General features: G+C 64.2%; 16 protein-coding genes. 2 read left to right on the top strand and 14 right to left on the bottom strand.

What is annotated here, in order from left to right; translation table 11 throughout:
- Positions 1-2 precede the first annotated feature (2 nt).
- On the bottom strand, positions 3-245 hold the full coding sequence (locus ACI7M0_RS13615; RefSeq protein WP_054888825.1) for a hypothetical protein: 243 nt from the start codon (positions 243-245) through the stop codon (positions 3-5).
- Entirely contained in the window at positions 242-985 is a 744-nt protein-coding gene (locus ACI7M0_RS13610) for a carbon-nitrogen hydrolase family protein (RefSeq protein WP_129932721.1), read from the bottom strand. Before ACI7M0_RS13610 ends, ACI7M0_RS13615 begins: the two co-directional genes overlap by 4 nt.
- A gap of 214 nt (positions 986-1,199) precedes the next feature.
- Here ACI7M0_RS13610 and ACI7M0_RS13605 point away from each other — a divergent pair, with 214 nt between their 5' ends.
- Positions 1,200-1,925, top strand: coding sequence for a serine/threonine protein phosphatase (locus ACI7M0_RS13605; RefSeq protein ID WP_129932720.1), 726 nt, complete (start codon positions 1,200-1,202; stop codon positions 1,923-1,925).
- Here the strand turns inward: ACI7M0_RS13605 and ACI7M0_RS13600 are convergent.
- Entirely contained in the window at positions 1,873-2,487 is a 615-nt protein-coding gene (locus ACI7M0_RS13600) for a LysE family translocator (protein WP_104887572.1), read from the bottom strand. The two genes, ACI7M0_RS13605 and ACI7M0_RS13600, sit on opposite strands and share 53 nt — an antisense overlap.
- 83 nt (positions 2,488-2,570) lie before the next feature.
- Positions 2,571-3,380, bottom strand: coding sequence for an AraC family transcriptional regulator (locus ACI7M0_RS13595; protein ID WP_104961781.1), 810 nt, complete (start codon positions 3,378-3,380; stop codon positions 2,571-2,573).
- Positions 3,381-3,511: 131 nt separating this feature from the next.
- On the opposite strand from ACI7M0_RS13595, the gene ACI7M0_RS13590 reads away from it, so the two are divergent.
- Positions 3,512-4,135, top strand: a complete 624-nt coding sequence (locus ACI7M0_RS13590; RefSeq protein ID WP_003248288.1) for a LysE family translocator — start codon at positions 3,512-3,514, stop codon at positions 4,133-4,135.
- On the opposite strand, the gene ACI7M0_RS13585 is transcribed toward ACI7M0_RS13590, so the two are convergent.
- From ACI7M0_RS13585 to ACI7M0_RS13540, 10 genes are all read right to left on the bottom strand, one after another.
- Entirely contained in the window at positions 4,132-6,609 is a 2,478-nt protein-coding gene (locus ACI7M0_RS13585; RefSeq protein WP_129932719.1) for an autotransporter outer membrane beta-barrel domain-containing protein, read from the bottom strand. The two genes, ACI7M0_RS13590 and ACI7M0_RS13585, sit on opposite strands and share 4 nt — an antisense overlap.
- A gap of 112 nt (positions 6,610-6,721) precedes the next feature.
- A complete protein-coding gene (locus ACI7M0_RS13580) occupies positions 6,722-6,997 on the bottom strand; it encodes a peptidylprolyl isomerase (protein WP_010953969.1) in 276 nt (91 codons plus the stop codon).
- 87 nt (positions 6,998-7,084) lie between these two features.
- Entirely contained in the window at positions 7,085-9,037 is a 1,953-nt protein-coding gene (locus ACI7M0_RS13575; protein ID WP_129932718.1) for an acetoacetate--CoA ligase, read from the bottom strand.
- Positions 9,038-9,129: 92 nt separating this feature from the next.
- Positions 9,130-9,609 carry a serine protease inhibitor ecotin gene (gene eco, locus ACI7M0_RS13570; protein ID WP_012052429.1) on the bottom strand — a complete coding sequence of 160 codons (480 nt, stop codon included), beginning with the start codon at positions 9,607-9,609 and terminating at the stop codon, positions 9,130-9,132.
- A 55-nt stretch (positions 9,610-9,664) separates the two neighbouring features.
- Positions 9,665-10,435, bottom strand: a complete 771-nt coding sequence (gene hbdH / locus ACI7M0_RS13565) for a 3-hydroxybutyrate dehydrogenase (protein ID WP_010953972.1) — start codon at positions 10,433-10,435, stop codon at positions 9,665-9,667.
- A gap of 10 nt (positions 10,436-10,445) precedes the next feature.
- The gene (locus tag ACI7M0_RS13560; RefSeq protein WP_014860335.1) at positions 10,446-11,837 is read right to left on the bottom strand and encodes a GntP family permease; all 1,392 of its coding nucleotides are present in this window, start codon (positions 11,835-11,837) and stop codon (positions 10,446-10,448) included.
- Positions 11,838-12,062: 225 nt separating this feature from the next.
- Positions 12,063-13,445, bottom strand: coding sequence for a sigma-54-dependent Fis family transcriptional regulator (locus ACI7M0_RS13555; protein WP_129932717.1), 1,383 nt, complete (start codon positions 13,443-13,445; stop codon positions 12,063-12,065).
- 59 nt (positions 13,446-13,504) lie between these two features.
- A complete protein-coding gene (locus tag ACI7M0_RS13550; RefSeq protein WP_129932716.1) occupies positions 13,505-14,521 on the bottom strand; it encodes an ABC transporter permease in 1,017 nt (338 codons plus the stop codon).
- On the bottom strand, positions 14,521-15,579 hold the full coding sequence (locus ACI7M0_RS13545) for a microcin C ABC transporter permease YejB (RefSeq protein WP_064490558.1): 1,059 nt from the start codon (positions 15,577-15,579) through the stop codon (positions 14,521-14,523). Before ACI7M0_RS13545 ends, ACI7M0_RS13550 begins: the two co-directional genes overlap by 1 nt.
- Positions 15,576-17,375, bottom strand: a complete 1,800-nt coding sequence (locus ACI7M0_RS13540; protein WP_129932715.1) for an extracellular solute-binding protein — start codon at positions 17,373-17,375, stop codon at positions 15,576-15,578. The genes ACI7M0_RS13545 and ACI7M0_RS13540 overlap by 4 nt, the downstream gene beginning before the upstream one ends.
- Between the last annotated feature and the right edge of the window lie 35 nt (positions 17,376-17,410).

The raw sequence follows: 17,410 nt of genomic DNA, 5'->3' as shown, positions 1-17,410 counted from the left end.
CGTCAACCGAACCCGCTGGCGATCAGGCAGGCCAGCACGGCCAGCACCGAACCGGCGATCAGGGTGTATTGCCGCCGGGCCTGACGTGCGCGGGGCTCGACCTCACGCAGGTACTCGCCGGGCGTAGGCGCATCGGGCCGATGGCGCAAACCCTCGGCCACATCGGCAAGTTGACCCTGAATCAGCAAACCGACCAGGCAGTAGGTGCAGGCGTAACTCAGCAACGCTAGAAACAGATAGATCATGCAAGGTACGGGTTCAAGGGCAGGGTGATCGCGCTGGCACTGCGGGTGTCGAGTACGATCAGCCCTTCACTGTGGTCATCCAGGCTGGCCAGCAAGTGCCCCTGGCTGTCCCATGCTGCAGAACCGCCGGCACCGATGAAGGTGTCGGCCGGCCCCACGCAGTTGGCCATCAATACCGGCATGCCCAGCTCGCGTGCCACCTCTGGGTAGTGCGCATATCCCTCGCGGATACCCTTGGCGGTTTTCGCAACGCTGACCAGGTACAACTCGGCACCGCGCTCGCGGGCCACGGCGGCATGCGCCAGGAACATCGATTCGTAGCAGATCGCCGGCGCCACCCGGTGTTCACCCACCTCCAGCAGCAATGCCTGATCACCTGGGGTGAAGTAAGGCAGCTCATCATCATGCAAGCGCTGCTTGGCATAGGCCTGGCGCGGCGCTTCAGGGCAGAAGATGGGCATGCCGATGCGTATGCCGTCGGGCGTCGGCAATGGCAGGCCCACGGCAACGGTAATGCCCAAGCGGTCGCAGGCTGCCTGCAGCGGGTCCAGGCGCGCGGAGGTGACGGGCAGGGCGGCCTGGCGCGCCACACTCGGCTCATAGCCGGTCAGCGACAGCTCGGGGAACACCACCAGTTCGGCACCCAGGGCCGCAGCCTGCTCGATGCAAACCAGATGGCGCTGGAGGTTGCCTGGCAAATCGCCCTTGAGCGAGGCCAGTTGTACGGCGCACAGTTTCATCAGAACCATTCCCTGGTGAAGATTGACGTGCCGAGCATACTACCGGCACCAACGCCTGTTCCAGTGAAGGGTTTTTCAGGAAGCCTGGGGTGCGCAGCAAAACGCCTCCCAACCTGCGCAGCCACGGTACCTTGTGCCATGCTGTCCAGTGACAGCGCCATGCGCACGGCCCGCGCGAAGGCGGGCAGGGTGCTACCAGCGGAGGAACACTGTAATGGCACGGTTTCGGCGGCTGATCGCCAATATCCGGGGACGGGATCTGGCCGTGGGCGATATCCATGGCCACTTCCAGCGCCTGCAGCAATGCCTGGAGGCGGTAGGGTTCGATCCGGCGGTGGACCGCTTGTTCAGCGTGGGCGACCTGGTCGACCGTGGGCCGCACAGCGAGGCAGCGCTGGACTGGCTGGCCCAGCCTTGGTTCCATGCCGTCCAGGGTAATCATGAGGCCTTGGCAATCACCCGCGTGCGCGGTGGGCGGCTCGACCTGGGCATGTACCGCGCCGCCGGGGGGGGTTGGTTCCTTGACTTGCCGCGGCGCGAGCAACTGCGTTTCGTGGAGCGTTTCGAGCAGTTGCCGATTGCCATGGAAGTGGAGAGTGCAGACGGTCTGGTAGGCCTGCTGCATGCCGACAGCCCGTTTGCCGACTGGGCGGTATTACGCTCCTGGCTGGAGCTGGATGACGACCCTGAGGTGCGCCAAGTGTGCCAGTGGTCGCGTCGGCGCCTGAAAGAGGGAGACACCCAACCGGTGCAGGGCCTGCGAGCCCTGCTGGTCGGCCACACCCCGGTGCTGGAGGCCAAGCTGCTAGGCAATGTGTGGCACCTGGACACGGGGGGCTGGGCCAGCGGCCATTTCACCTTGGTCGACATGCGCACCTTGCAACAAGTCAGCCCCGGGCCAGATGCAGCAACAACGCCCCTGCCAACATCACCAGCATGACCCCCGAGGCCCGCTCCAGCCACGCCAGGCTGCGGGCGAAGCGCCGCAGTACCCGCTGGTTGCCGATGGCCACGGCAACCAGCAAGTCCCATAGCAGGACGATGCTGAACATCCATAGCGCGTAGGCTGTTTTCCAGCCGGGGCTGACGCTGGCGACCATGCTGGCCAGGCTGGCATAGAACAGGGCGTTCTTGGGGTTGAGGATGCCAGACAAGAAGCCCATGCCCAAACTGCGCCACCAGCCATGCACCCGCTGGCTGCCGGCGACTGTGCCCAGGCTGGTTTGCCCGGCATGGCGCAGGAACAGCACGCCGATGTACAGCAGGTAGCTGGCGCCGGCCAGTTGCAGGGCGCTGAACAGCAGGCTGCCCTGCTGCAGTACCGAAAGCCCGGTGAAGGCGATGACGATGAACGCGCCATTGGCCAGCGCTATGCCCAAACAGGCGCCGCTGGCGATGCGCCAGCCGCTGCTGATCGCGTTGCGTGCGACCAGGAAAAAGTCCGGGCCAGGTGAGAGCAGGGCAAGGAAGTGGGCCAGGGCGATGATCATGAATTGTTGCATTAGGGGCTGCTCTACGGAAAAAACCGCAGTCTGCTGCCGGGCCCGTTCTGGCGTATTGAACAATATTGCACCTGCAGCAGCCTTCAGTTTCCGCGGTACTGCCCCGGTGTAACCCCCACATGGGCCTTGAACACCCGCTGGAAATGGCTCTGGTCAGCAAAGCCAAGCTGGTAGGCCACTTCCGCCAGGGCCAGCCCTTCACTCAATAGCTGCCGCCCACGATTGACCCGGGCATTGAGCAGGTAGGCATGCGGCGTGAACCCGGTAGCCGCACGAAACGCGCGGATCAGCTGATAGCGCCCCAGCCCGGCCTCCCGCGCCAACACCTCCAGGCTCAATTGCGCAGGGTCCTGGTGTTCGATGCGTGCAAGCAACCCGTTCAAGGTGGCGGCTTGCAGGGCGGGGGCCGCTGCCAGCGGTGGGTGCGCGGAAAAGTCCAGGTCCCCCAGAAAGGCAATCAGCGCCGCATCTTTCTCGCCATTGCAGGCACTGGAAAACAGTAACCTGTTCAGCGCGCAGAACTGCCGATATACCTCGGCCTCCCTGCAGATGCGCACCGGTTCGCCAGCTTCGATTCCGCCAAGGCCCGACTCCAGGCGTAACTGCGTCAGCCAGTCGGCATCCACATGCAGCATCTGATAGCTCCACGCCAGGCCGGGGGCCGGGTTGCAGGCATGCACGCGGTGGGCCGGAACCAGTACCAGCGTGCCGGGCGCCAAGTGTTGCTGCCCGTCGGCAGCCCCGGTGAAATGGCTGCGGCCAGCATCCACCGCACCGATGGAAAACGTCGGGTGGCTGTGGGCCTTGTAGCAGGCCCGGCTGTGGCAGGCGCGCCGGCTCTCGACATGTGCCAGGGCCGGATCGCGCCACAGGGCGGCGTGGGAACGGGGCATTACAGGCTCCTCGGTATTGCCGGCAGGGTATCAGGTACCGTGAACCCGTACAGTTTTTATCGCTGGCTGTTACTTGACCGCAGCGCCCGGAACGCGCCGAAATAGAGGGCTGTTGTCAGAGGAAAACGAGAATGGACCTTTCAAGCCTGCTGCTTTTCATCCCTGCCTGCTTCGCCTTGAACATGGCGCCAGGGCCTAACAACCTGTTGTCACTGCACAACGCCAGCCGTTACGGCCTGCGCACCGCATGCGTGGCCGGCGCCGGCCGTATCCTTGCCTTCTGCGGCATGATCGCCCTGGCAGCGATGGGCCTGGCAGTGGTGTTGCATACCAGCGAATACCTGTTCCTGGCCATCAAGGTGGTGGGCGCGGCCTACCTGTTCTACATCGCCTGGCAACTGTGGCGCGCACCTGTGAGCGAGGCCGTGGTGGCAAGCGATCACCCAGGCGGCACTTGGCGCCTGGCGCGCCAGGAGTTCTGGGTGGCGGCCGGCAACCCCAAGGCCATCCTGATCTTTACCGCCTTCCTGCCGCAGTTCGTATCGGTCGGTAGCAGCACCCCGGTGAGTGAGCAGTTCCTTTGGCTGGGTGTGTTGTTCCTGCTGCTGGAATGGGCGGCCATCGCCATCTACTCAGGCCTGGGCGCCTACATGCAGCGTTGGTTCAGCCAGCCCGGCCCACGCCGGATGTTCAACCGGGTCAGCGCGTCCTTGCTGGGTTGCGCGGGCCTCGGTCTGCTGGCTGCGCGCCGCTAGAACTGCCAGCGCACGCCCAGGTTAACGCCGCTGGCTTCCTGCTGGCGGCTGTCCAGGTTGGCGGTGTACTGCACGCCGCCATGCAGGCTCAGCGCTTCGTTGACCTGCGCTACCACACCGCTTTCCAGTTGCACTGAGGTATAGCGGTAATCGGTCTTGATCCTGTCTGCGTCATCGAAGGTCAAGGTGTCGCGCCCACCGTCGCCGTGCCACAGGTTGACCTGCGCATAGGGCTGCAACAGGCGCCCGCTGCTCCCCGTGAACGCACCCTCCAGGCGCAGGCCCAGGCGGCCGGTCAGCTCGACCTGGGCGTCATGACTGATGCGCGAGACGCTGTCGCTGGCGCTGTCCAGCGCGACCTTTTGCGCAATCAGCTGAGCTTGCGGTTCCACGCGCCAGCGCTCGGACAGGGTGATGGGGTAGCCCGATTCCAGTGAAGCTGTCCAGGCGTGGCCGTCGAGGTTCAGCGTGTCGCCACGATCGGAGCGGGCGCGGCCATCCAGGCGGGTGTACTGCAACACCGCGTCCAGGTACGCGCCCTGTGGCCCGACCAGCGTCCAGTAGGTGCCCACGCTATCGCCATCGAGCTTCAGGTCGCCCACCCTGCGGTCGTGAACGGCCAGGGCAAACCCTTTGACGTCGGCGTCCAGGCGGCTATGGCTTACGTAGATACCGACATGCTGGCGGTAACCGTTCTCGCCAACCTTGGCATACAGGTCCTGGCCCACCTTGAAACCGTAGAGGTCGCCATCCAGGCTCGGGCTGACCGTGCCGCTCCATTGCTGGCGCAGCGTGCCGCCGTAGGCTTGCCCCCAGCTGGCTGGCAGGGCGCTTTCACCCTGCAGTAACAGCTGGTCGCCCTGGCGTTGGTGGAAGGTGCCCAATGCCTGACGGGCGATGATCGCGGCACCCCGTGGCGCGGCGGCATACACCGGGACCTCGGGGCGGTACAGCGGCAGGCTTTGGCCCTGCACCGGCGCAGGCAGCTCGGCCTGGCCGGGCGCTGGCGCAGCGACGGGCGGGGTGACGGCCGGGGCGATCACCGGCGGCTCGCCCGGTGCCGGCACAGGGGCTGGCGCGGGTGGCGCAACCAGCGTCGAGCGCAGGTACCAGCTGTTTTCACTGCCGGCAGTGACGCCCCCTTTGAACAACCGATAGTCGTAGGCACCGGCCGATAGCCTTTGGGTCTGTACAAAGGCGGTGGCCGTACTGGTGGCGCCGTCACGGGCTTCGACCACCTGGATGCCGTTCTGGGCAGTCGCCGCACCTGCGCCGTTGAGGTTGTTGATGAGCACCTGGGTAGAGCCGGCGATGGCGCCGCGGCTGACCACCAGGCGATCGGAAGCAGCGCCATCGCCGGCCAGCACGCTGTTCAGGCGCAGGGTGCCGTTGTTGCCGGTGTAATCGCCCTCGATGCGCAAGCGGCCCATGGCATCATTGCCGGCGGTGAGGTCAAGTGTGCCTGCGTTGCTGATTGCGGCGCGCTGGCCTGGGGCAAACGCAGTGATCACCCCTTGGCGTGAAGTGATGCTGCTGCTGGCGTCGAGGGTGAGGCTGCCCGTGCTGCTGTCACTGTCGCCCAGTACCAGCGTGTCATCCAGTGCCAGCCGGCTGCCGTTGTTCAGCGCCACGCGCTCCCAGTTCACATAGTGGGCACCGCCTGCCGGCTGGCTGGCATCGAACGTCAGGCTGTCGTTACCTCCGCCGCCGTCCAACGTGATACTCAGCACCTCGGGCGTAAGGCCTTTGAGCAGTGCCGTGTCATCACCTGGCCCGGCATCCACGCGCCCGCCGATACGGCCTCCGTCCCAGGTGAAGCGGTCGTTGCCAGTGCTCAGCAACACATCGCCGCCAACCTGGCCACCGTGCACCAGCACCTGGTCGTCGCCACCGCTGACGCTGATGTTGCCGCCGATGTTGCCCTCGAAGACTTCGATGTAATCCTTGTCGAAGGCCGCGATGACGTTCCGGTCGACGCTGCCGCCACGCATGATGAAGGTGTTCTCGTCCAGCCGCATGTTGACGTTGCCGATACGCCCGTCGTCCATTTCGGCATAGTCGCCGCTGTCGAACGTGCCCTTGATCCAGCCACCGGTCATGTGAAAGGTGTCCAGGCCATCACCCTGGTTGAGGTTGCCTTCGATGACGCCGCCGCTCATGGCGAAGTCATCGATGTCAGCGCCTTGGTTGACGTTTCCGCCGACGCTGCCAGAGGCCATGTCGATGCTGTCTCTGCCGGCGCCGAAGGTTACGTCGCTGGTGATGGCGCCGCTACCGGATGCCGGGAATACCAGGCGGTTATCACCGCTGGTGTCCACCAGCGAGGGCGCAGTGCCGCTGTCACAGGTGTAGGTGTCGTTACCCGGGCCGGGTGAGAAGGTACAAGCCGCGTGTGCAGCGGGCGAGGCCATCCCCAGCAGCGGGAGCGAACCCAGGGTCAGCATCAGGCGTAGACGCATCAGGAAATCCTCCATTCTCCAGGGAGACCTGCGCACCACGCGTGGTGCACAGGGTTACCGGGGTTGTATAGAGGAGTGCGTCACGACCACAACTGGCAAAAATGTCAGGTGGCAAAGGGCTAGCGCGTTAGTCGCGGTAGAACGTTTGCACCAGGTGGTAGCCGAATTTGCTCTTGATCGGCCCGTGTACCACACGCAGAGGTTTCTTGAAGATCACCTGGTCGATGGCGCCGACCATCTGCCCCGGGCGAATTTCGCCCAGGTCACCACCACGCTTGCCCGATGGGCAAAGAGAGAACTTTTTCGCGAGCACGTCGAAAGCCTCGCCGTTGGCGATGCGCTGCTTTAGCTTTTCGGCTTCGTCAGCGGTCTTGACCAGTATGTGGCGGGCTTGGGCTTTCATGGGCTACCTGTGCATCGGGGAAAAAGGCGGCATTATGCCTGATTGAATCCCGTTGAAGCGATCGCGCCCAAATGGCCGCGATGAATGTCAGCTCTTCAGCTCAGCGCGATCGCGAAACTGCTCCAGCGCCTCCGGGTTGGCCAGGGCATCGGTGTTCTTCACCGGCCGCCCATGCACCACATCGCGAATCGCCAGTTCCACCAGCTTGCCACTGATGGTGCGCGGTATGTCGCTGACCTGGGCGATCACCGCCGGCACATGGCGGGGCGTGGTGTACTGGCGTATCACCTGGCGGATGTGCTGGCGCAAGGCTTCATCCAGCTGCAGGCCGTCTTGCAGGCGCACGAACAGCACCACCCGCACATCCCCGTTCCAGTCCTGGCCGATGGCCACGCTTTCCACAACCTGTTCGACCTTTTCCACCTGGCGGTAGATCTCTGCCGTGCCAATGCGCACACCGCCCGGGTTGAGCACGGCGTCGGAGCGACCGTGGATCACCATGCCCCCGCTGGCACGCTGCTCGGCGTAGTCGCCCTGGGCCCACACCCCCGGAAACTGGCTGAAGTAGGCATCGTGGTAACGGCGACCGTCCGGGTCGTTCCAGAAACCGAGTGGCATCGAGGGGAAGTTGCGCGTGCACACCAGCTCGCCTTTTTCGTCCACCACGGGCTGACCCTGCTCGTTCCACACCTCCACCGCCATACCCAGGCCCTTGCACTGGATTTCGCCGCGACGCACAGGCAGGGTCGGGTTGCCCAGCACGAAGCAGGAGACGATATCCGTACCGCCCGACATGGACACAAGCCACAGGTCGGCCTTGATCTTGTCGTATACATAGTCATAGCTGTGCGGTGACAGCGGCGAACCGGTGGACAGCAGCAGCCGCAGGCTGGTCAGGCAGTGGCTGTTGGCAGGTTCCAGGCCTGCCTGCTCCAGTGCCGCCAGGTACTTGGCGCTGGTGCCGAAGGCGTGGATGCCCTCGGCCTCTATCAGGTCCAGAAGGCGCTCGGGGCCCGGATGGAACGGCGAGCCGTCGTACAGCACCAGCGTGGCACCCACCGCCAGGCCGCTGGCCAGCCAGTTCCACATCATCCAGCCGCAGGTGGTGTAGTAGAACAGCACGTCATCGGCCTTCAGGTCGTTGTGCAGGCCGTGTTCCTTGAGGTGTTGCAACAGCACGCCTCCGGCGCGATGGACAATGCACTTGGGCACCCCGGTGGTGCCACTGGAATAGAGGATGTACAGCGGGTGGTCGAACGGCAGCGGGGTGAAACGGGGCTCGCCGCCGGGCTGGAAGAAGTCATCCCACAGGCTGACGTTGGCTGCCTGGAATTCATCGGCACGCGTGCCTTTGCGGGTATGGGACACCACGATCAGTTGCTCCAGGCCAGGCAACTGCGCGCACACCTGGTTGACCTTGGTCACCTGGTCAATGGCCTTGCCAGCATACTGGTAACCGGCGCAGACGATCAGCAGCTTGGGTTCGATCTGGCCGAAGCGGTCGATGATGCCGTGCACGCCGAACTCGGGCGAGGAGGTAGACCAGACCGCGCCAAGGCTGGTGCAGGCGAGCATGGCCACCAGTGTTTGCCAGGTATTGGGCATGATGGCGGCTACCCGGTCGCCCGGGACGATACCTGCAGCCTTGAACGCCGTTTGCAGCCCGGCCACCTGTGCGGCCAGTTCAGCATGGCTGAACACTTCGCGTTGGCCGTCTTCGCGTACGGCGACCACGGCCGGGCGGTCGTCGCGGCGGCGCAGCAGGTGTTCGGCAAAGTTCAGGGTGGCATTGGCGAACCACTGCGCATCGGGCATTTGCGGCCCTTCGCTGAGCACCTGGCTGGGCGGGGTATGCCAATGCACGTGGAAATACTCGGCCAGGGTTTGCCAGAAGGAGGGCCGCTGTTCGATGCTCCAGCCGTGCAGGGCCTGGTAGTCGTTGAGTTGCAGGTTGTAGCGCAGGTTGACCCGGCGGCGGAAGGCATCCATCCGGCTGGCCTCGATCTGCGTTGTGGACGGTCGCCAGAGCACATCGTTCATGCCGAATCTCCTTTACCGGAACAAAAGCAGGCTCAGGGCAGGATCAGCCTCGTGTTGCGAAGAGGCTGACCCTGCAGAGAAAGCGGTCCTGCCTACTCTACTTTAGCCTTCTGCACATCCTGCGATGCCGACCACACGCGGTAGCGCACTTCGACATCCTTGGGCACATACACCACCACCGGCAGCTTGCTGTTGTAGCGCAGCAGGAAGCCATCGCCGACCACCGGCACGAAGGCCTCGGTCTTCTTGCCGTCCGGGCAGGCCATCAGCGTGCTGGCCGGGCCGCTGACGTTGTCAAGGCGGTAGTAATTGTAGCCCCAGCCTTCCAGGGTGCGTGCTTCCAGGTTGCCGCCCAGGCGCTGACGATTGCAGTCGACCTGCAGCGTCTTGCCAGCGAGGATTTCCAGTTTATAGGCCGACTCGTCGGCCTGGGCCGGCAGGTGGATAACCTGCCGGGTGAAGCCTTTTTCCGCCTCGGGGTAGGGCGCAATGTCCTTCAGGCTGGCGGCCATCGCAGGTGCGGCGGCGGCCAGGCTCAGGGCCAGAATCGCGGTCATTGGGGTAGGGCGCATAAGGCCTCCTTGCTGATAAACGAATGCGCGACCGTCGCCAGGCCCAGGCCGCCCGTCACTGGGCCAACCAGCCACCATCGACGTTCCAGGCGGCGCCGCGAACCTGGCTACCGGCCTCGCTGCACAGGAAGAGTACCAGCTCACCAAGGTGTTCGGGGGTGACGAAAGCCAGCGACGGTTGCTTTTCTGCCAGCAGATCGTGCTGCGCTTGCAGCCGATCGCCACCCTTGGCTGCACGATCGTCGATCTGCTTTTGCACCAGCGGTGTCAGCACCCAGCCTGGGCATATGGCATTGCAGGTGACATGACTGGTGGCGGTTTCCAGGCCGACCACCTTGGTCAGGCCGATCACACCATGCTTGGCTGCCACGTAGGCTGCCTTGCCAATCGAGCCGACCAGGCCATGCACCGAAGCGATATTGATGATGCGCCCCCAGTTGCGCGTGCGCATGCCCGGCAGCGCCAGGCGCGTGCCATGGAATACGGCCGACAGGTTCAGGGCGATGATCTTGTCCCAGCTTTCTGGCGGGAACTGCTCAACCGGTGCCACATGCTGGATACCGGCGTTGTTGACCAGGATGTCGACGCCGCCGAACTCGCGTTCGGCCAGGTTGAACAAAGCCTCGATCTGGACCACATCCGACAGGTCGGCCGGGTGGTGCACAACCTTCACCCCGTGCCGGGCAATTTCCGCCATGGCGGGGCCCGGGTCACCAAAGCCGTTGAGCACGATGTTGGCGCCAGCCCGGGCCAATACCTGGGCGATGCCCAGGCCAATGCCGCTGGTGGAACCGGTGACGAGTGCAGTTTTGCCTTCAAGGGTCATGCAATGCTCCTTAGACGATGCCAGTGGCGTAGAACGTGGCGATGACCACGAACACCGCCAGGGTCTTGATCAGGGTAATACCAAAAATGTCCTTGTAGGCCTCGCGGTGGGTGAGGCCAGTCACCGCCAGCAAGGTGATCACCGCGCCGTTGTGCGGCAGGGTGTCCATGCCGCCGCTGGCCATGGCGGCTACCCGGTGTAGCACTTCCAGCGGGATATCGGCCGCGTGGGCGGCGGCGATGAACGTGTCGCCCATGGCCGCCAGGGCGATGCTCATGCCGCCCGAAGCGGAGCCGGTGATGCCGGCCAGCAAGGTCACGGTGATGGCTTCGTTCACCAAGGGGTTGGGGATGCCGCGCAAGGCATCGGCCAGCACCAGAAAACCCGGCAGCGAGGCGATTACCGCGCCAAAGCCGTATTCCGAGGCGGTGTTCATGGCTGCCAGCAAGGCACCACCCACCGCGCTTTTGGTGCCTTCGGCCAGGCGTGTACGAATGGCGCCAAAGGCGCACACCAGGACCATCAGGATGCCCACCAGCAACGCGGCCTGCACAGCCCAGATGGCCGTCAGCTTGGTCACGTCGCTTTGTACCGGTGCACTCATGCCTGGCAATTGCAGGCTGTGACTGGGGCCGTACCAATGCGGTATCCAGTGGGTGAACACCAGGTTCATCACCCCCACCAGTAGCAGCGGCGACAGCGCCAGCCAAGGGTTGGGCAGGCTCAGGTCGGCAGCGGTTTCCGGTTCGTTGCGCAAGTCGGTGCCATAACCTTCACCGGCGCGCAGGGCCTTGTTGCGCTGGCGCTGGAGGTAGGCCATGCCAGTAAAGAACACGAACAGCGTGCCGATCAGGCCCAGCCACGGTGCGGCCCAGGCGGTGGTGTTGAAGAAGGTGCTGGGGATGATGTTCTGGATCTGTGGGGTGCCGGGCAGGGCGTCCATGGTGAACGAGAATGCGCCCAGGGCGATGGTGGCCGGGATCAGGCGTTTGGGGATGTTGCTCTGGCGGAACATTTCGGCGGCGAACGGGTACACCGCGAACACCACCACGAACAGCGAAACACCGCCGTAAGTGAGCAGGGCACAGACCAGTACGATGACCAGCATCGCCTGGCGCGTGCCGAGCAGGCGGATGGCCGCGGCGACAATCGAGCGGGAGAAACCGGACAGCTCGATCAGCTTGCCGAACACCGCCCCCAGCAGGAATACCGGGAAGTACAGTTTGATGAAACCGACCATTTTCTCCATGAACACCCCCGTGAACGCAGGGGCGACGGCAGCAGGGTCGGTGAGCAGGACAGCGCCGAGGGCGGCGATGGGGGCGAAGAGGATTACGCTGTAACCGCGGTAGGCGGCCAGCATTAGCAAGGCCAAAGCAGCGAGTGCGATGAGCACGGTCATCGGGGTGGGTCTCCTGGGTGAGTCTTGTTTTTATCGTTGAACAGGAGATAGCGGGAATCGTGCCAACTATGTAACTGGCTGATTTGTAAGGGTTAAAGGGTTTTGTTAGAAGTCTGCGTCTACTTTCAGAGACGCCATGGGCTGCCTTACAGCCCATCGCTGGCTTGCCTGTGGTAAAGGGCGGACCTCTGGCGGTAATCTCAAATAAGAAACAAAAGTCTCCAATCAGAGACCAAGTGCCGCCATCTTCTTGTACAGCGTCGACCGCCCCAGCCCTAAGGCTGCCGCTGCCTCTGGCACTTTTCCTCCCTGTTCGGCCAGCGCCCCGGCAATCAGGCCGCGTTCAAAGGCCTCGCAGGCCTCACGGTAGCTCTGCCGCACGGGCGCTTCAGCCAGCGGGCTCAATGGCCCCAATGCCGCACGCAGGTCCGCAACCCCCAACCGGGGCTGATCCGCCAGCAGGGTCGCGCGCTCCAGCACATTGCGCAGCTCGCGAATGTTCCCCGGCCACGCATGCCTGGCCAGCAGTTGCTGCGCTTCAGCGTCCAACTCGTACTGGCTGCCCAGCTCACCCAATATGGCCTCGCACAGCGCGGGCAGGTCCTCCAGCCGTTGCCGCAACGGCGGAACATCGATCGGCAGCACATTCAGCCGGTAGTACAGGTCGGCGCGGAAGGCCCCGCGGGCCATGGCAGCCTGCAGGTCGATGGAGGTGGCGGCAATGATGCGCACATCGCTGCGCAGCATCTGGTTCGACCCGACCGGTTCGTATTCCTTTTCCTGCAGCACCCGCAGCAGTTTGCTCTGCAGGGCCAGCGGCATGTCGCCGATCTCGTCGAGGAACAGCGTGCCGCCTTCGGCCAGTTGCAGCTTGCCGCTGCGGCCCTTGCGGTCGGCGCCGGTAAAGGCACCCGGCGCAGTACCGAAGAATTCGGCTTCCAGCAGCGTCTCCGGGATGGCTGCGCTGTTGATGCTGACAAAAGCTTTGTGTGCCCGTGCCGACGCTGCGTGAATGGCGTGGGCCAGCAGCTCCTTGCCGGTGCCGGTTTCGCCCAGCAGCAACACGGGCGAATCACTGCCGGCGCCACGCCGGGCGCGTCGTTTGGCTTCCAGGCTGGGCGCGCTGCTGCCGACGAACTGGGCGAAGCTGTATTTGGCCTGGCGGGCGCGCAGTTGCGAGCGGGTCGAGGCCAGTTCCTGCTGCATGCTGGCGTAGCGCTTGAGCAGCGGCGACAGGCTGCGCAGTTCGTCGAACAGGGCAAAGCCAATGGCGCCGATCAGCGCGCCCTGGTCATCGTGGATGGGCAGGCGCATGACCACCAATGGTTCGTTCGGTGTGTCGAGCATGTCCAGCAGGATGGGGCGGCCATTGCTCACCACGTCGCGCATCAGGCTGCCGGGGATCACTGTTTCGCACGGCTGGCCGATGGCACTGGCAGCGTCGGCCAGGCCAAAGCGCCGAGCGTAGCGTTCGTTCATCCAGACGATGCGTGCCTGGCGGTCGACGATCACCGTGCCTTCGCTGGACTGTTCGATGATCTCGAACAGCGAGCGGATTGCCAGTTGCCGTACCTGGGGGTAGTCCTTGAGGCTGTCGCTGTCGTGCATGGGTGAACATCCTGAATCATGTATTGGCACAAGCCCGCGAAAAGGCCAGGCCTGAAAACTCATCGTCGAGGGTCAAACGCCTCACGCAAGGCATCCCCGATAAACACCAGCAGTGACAGGATCACCGCCAGCGCAAAGAACGCGGTAAAGCCCAGCCACGGTGCCTCCAGGTGCTGCTTGCCCTGGGTCACCAGCTCGCCCAGCGAGGCGCTGCCCGCTGGCATGCCAAAGCCCAGAAAGTCCAGCGCCGTCAGTGTGGTGATCGCCCCGGTCAGCATGAACGGCACATAGGTCAGCGTGGCATTCATGGCATTGGGCAAGATATGCCGCAACATCACCTGACTGTCCGGTAATCCCAACGCCCGCGCAGCCTTTACATACTCCAGGTTGCGCCCGCGCAGGAACTCGGCGCGCACGACGTCGACCAGGGTCAGCCAGGAGAACAGCGCCATGATCCCCAGCAACCACCAGAAATCCGGCTCGACGAAACCGCTGAGGATGATCAACAGATACAACACTGGCAACCCCGACCAGACCTCCAGCAAGCGCTGGCCGAGCAGGTCGACCCAGCCCCCGTGGTAGCCTTGCAGGGCGCCTGCCGCCACGCCAATGAGCACACTGACCACGGTCAGGGCAAAGGCGAACAGCAGCGATACCCGCGTGCCATAAAGCACTCGCGCCAGCACGTCCCGGCCTTGGTCGTCGGTGCCTAGCCAGTTGCTGGCACTGGGCGGACTGGGGGTGGGCACCTGCAGGTCGTAATTTGGTGTGTCGGCACTGAACGGGATAGGTGCGAACAGCATCCAGCCACCCTGTTCCGCGATCAGTTGGCGCACATAGGCGCTGCGGTAGTCGGGCTGAAACGGCAGTTGCCCGCCGAACTGCTGCTCGGTATAGCGTTTGAGCGCCGGAACGTACAAATTGCCCTTGTAGCCCAGCAGCAGTGGCTTGTCGTTGGCCGCCAGTTCGGCGCAAAGGCTGAGCAGCAGAAGGCCGGCAAACAACCACAGCGACACCCAGCCCAGGCGGTGGCGGCGAAAACGTTGCAGGCGACGGCGCGACAGGGGCGATAGCATCAGTGCGCCCTCGTATCGAAGTCGATGCGCGGGTCGAGCAGGGTGTAAGACAGGTCACCGATCAGGCGAATCAGCAGGCCCGCCAGGGTGAAGATGAACAGCGTGCCGAACACCACCGGGTAATCCCGCGACACGGCGGCCTCATAGCTCATGCGGCCCAGGCCATCGAGCGAGAAGATCACCTCGATCAGCAACGAGCCGGCAAAAAACACGGTGATCAGCGCCTGTGGCAGCCCGGCCACCACCAGCAGCATGGCGTTGCGCAACACATGGCCATACAGCACGCGGCGTTCGCTGAGGCCCTTGGCCCGGGCAGTGACCACGTATTGGCGGGAAACCTCGTCGAGGAAGGCATTCTTGGTCAGCAGCGTGAGGGTGGCGAACCCACCGATCACCAGGGCCGCGACCGGCAGCACCAGGTGCCAGAAGTAGTCGGCGACCTTGCCCAGCAGGCTGAGCTCGTCGAAATTGTCCGAGACCAGGCCGCGCACCGGGAACCAGTTGAGCGAAGTGCCGCCGGCAAACAGGACGATCAGCAGCAGGGCGAACAGGAACGAAGGCAGGGCGTAACCGATCACGATCAACGCGCTGCTCCAGGCATCGAAGCGGCTGCCGTGGCGCATCGCCTTGCGGATGCCCAGCGGGATAGACACCAGGTAGGTGATCAGCGTGGCCCAGAAGCCCAGCGACAGGGTGACCGGCAACTTGTCGAGAATCAGGTCGGTGACTTTGGCGCCGCGGAAGAAGCTGTTGCCAAAGTCTAGCCGGGCATATTGGCCGAGCATCAACCAAAGCCGCTCGGGGGCGGATTTGTCGAAGCCATACTGGCGCTTGATCTCTTCGATCAGTTTCGGGTCCAGGCCGCGTGTGGCCCGGGATTCGCCATGGACCACTTCAGCTCGCGCGCCGGGTGCGCCGCCACCGATGCCCTGCAGGCGCGCCACGGCTTGCTCCACCGGGCCACCCGGCGCGGCCTGGACGATGGCGAAATTGACCAGCAGGATCGCCAGCAGCGTCGGGATGATCAGCAACAGACGGCGCAGGATATAAGCGGTCATGGCGAGGCCTTCCGGCGTTCGGCCATCTGCGCGTTGGTCAGCGGGGTAGGGCTTACCTCCCACCAGGTGTCCAGGCCTTCGTCATAGGTGGCCTGGACCTTGGGCAGGCCGAAGCGGTTCCACCAGACGGTGGAGCTGCCCGGCGGGTAATAGTTGGGGATCCAGTAGTAATTCCATTGCAGCACGCGGTCCAGGGCATGGGCGTGGCGCAGCATGTCGGCCTGGGTGTCGGCGCGGACCAGGCCGTCGATCAGGTGGTCTACGGCCGGGTCCTGCAGGACCATCAGGTTGTTCGAGCCGGGGTCGTGAGCGGCCGCCGAGCCAAAGTAGTTGTACAACTCGGCGCCCGGCGACAGGGTGACCGGGTAGCCGGTGACGATCATGTCGTAATCGCGCGCCATCAGCCGGTTGACGTACTGGGCTGAGTCGACGTTGCGGATGTTCAGGCTCACGCCGATCTGGGCCAGGTTGCGCTTCCACGGCAGCAGCAGGCGTTCAAGGCCCGCCTGGCCATTGAGGAACGTGAACGCCAGTGGCGTGCCCTGGCTATTGACCAGACGGTCGCCTTCGGGGTGCCAGCCGGCTTGTTCGAGCAGGGCCAGGGCCTGCAACTGCTGTTGACGGATGATCCCCGAGCCATCGGTGACCGGGGCAGTGAACACTGTGGTGAACACTTCATCTGGCACTTGGCCGCGCAAGGGGGCGAGCAGCTTCAACTCGCCCGCATCCGGCAACTGGCGAGCGGCCAACGGCGTATTGGAGAACACGCTTTGCTGGCGGATGTACAGGTTGCGCATCATCTGCCGGTTGCTCCACTCGAAGTCCCATAACATACCCAGCGCCTGCCGCACACGGCGGTCCTTGAACTGCGGCTGGTCGAGGTTGAACACAAAACCCTGAGCCACCTGCGGTTTGGCCGGGCCCAGGTGGGCGCGCTGCAGGCGGCCGTCGTCCAGTTGCGCACCGTTGTAGCCCAAGGTGTAGGCCGTGGCGGAGAACTCGCGGTTGTAGTCGTAGCCACCGCCTTTGAGTACCTGGCGCGCCACTTCGGTGTCGCCGAAGTACTCGATGCGCAGTTTGTCGAAATTGTAGCGGCCACGGCTGGCGGGCAGGTCACGTGCCCACCATGCCGGGTCGCGTTCGAAGGTGATGCTGCGGCCGTTGTCGATGCGCCCAATGCGGTATGGCCCGCTGCCGACTGGCTTGTCGAAGCCGGCACCGTTGGCAAAGTCGCGCTGCTGCAGGTCGTGTTGGGGCATTACCGGCAGGCTGGCGAGGTCCAGCGCCAGGGTGCGGCCGTGCTCGGGCTTCAAGTCGAATCGCACGCTGTGCAGGCTTTCCACGGTCACGCCGGCCACGTCGGCAAACTGGGTACGGTACTTGAGGCTGCCCTTGCTCATCAGCAGTTCGAAGGTGAAACGAACGTCTTCGGCGCGCACCGGCTTGCCATCGGCGAAGGTGGCGCGTGGGTCGAGGTCGAAACGTAGCCACTCATCATTGGGGCCGCGCTCCATGCGCCGGGCGATCAGGCCGTAAACGGTATAGGGTTCATCGTACGAGCGTACCGCCAGTGGCGCGTACAGCAGGCCATCGACTTCGCTGACACCGATGCCTTTGTCGATATAGGGGAGGATATGGTCGAACTGGCCGATCTCGATGGCCGAGCGGCGCAAGATGCCGCCCTTGGGGGCGTTGGGGTTTACATAGTCGAAATGCCGGAAGCTGGCGGCGTAGCGGGGGGCTTCACCGTAGACCGTGAGGGCGTGGGTGGGAGCGGCCTGGACCGTAAAGCCCATGCACGAAAATACAAGCCCCCACAATACTTGTGGGA

The sequence above is a fragment of the Pseudomonas sp. 10(2024) genome (assembly GCF_045164175.1).
GTDB lineage: Bacteria > Pseudomonadota > Gammaproteobacteria > Pseudomonadales > Pseudomonadaceae > Aquipseudomonas > Aquipseudomonas alloputida.
This window is presented reverse-complemented; position numbering and strand designations above follow the sequence as displayed.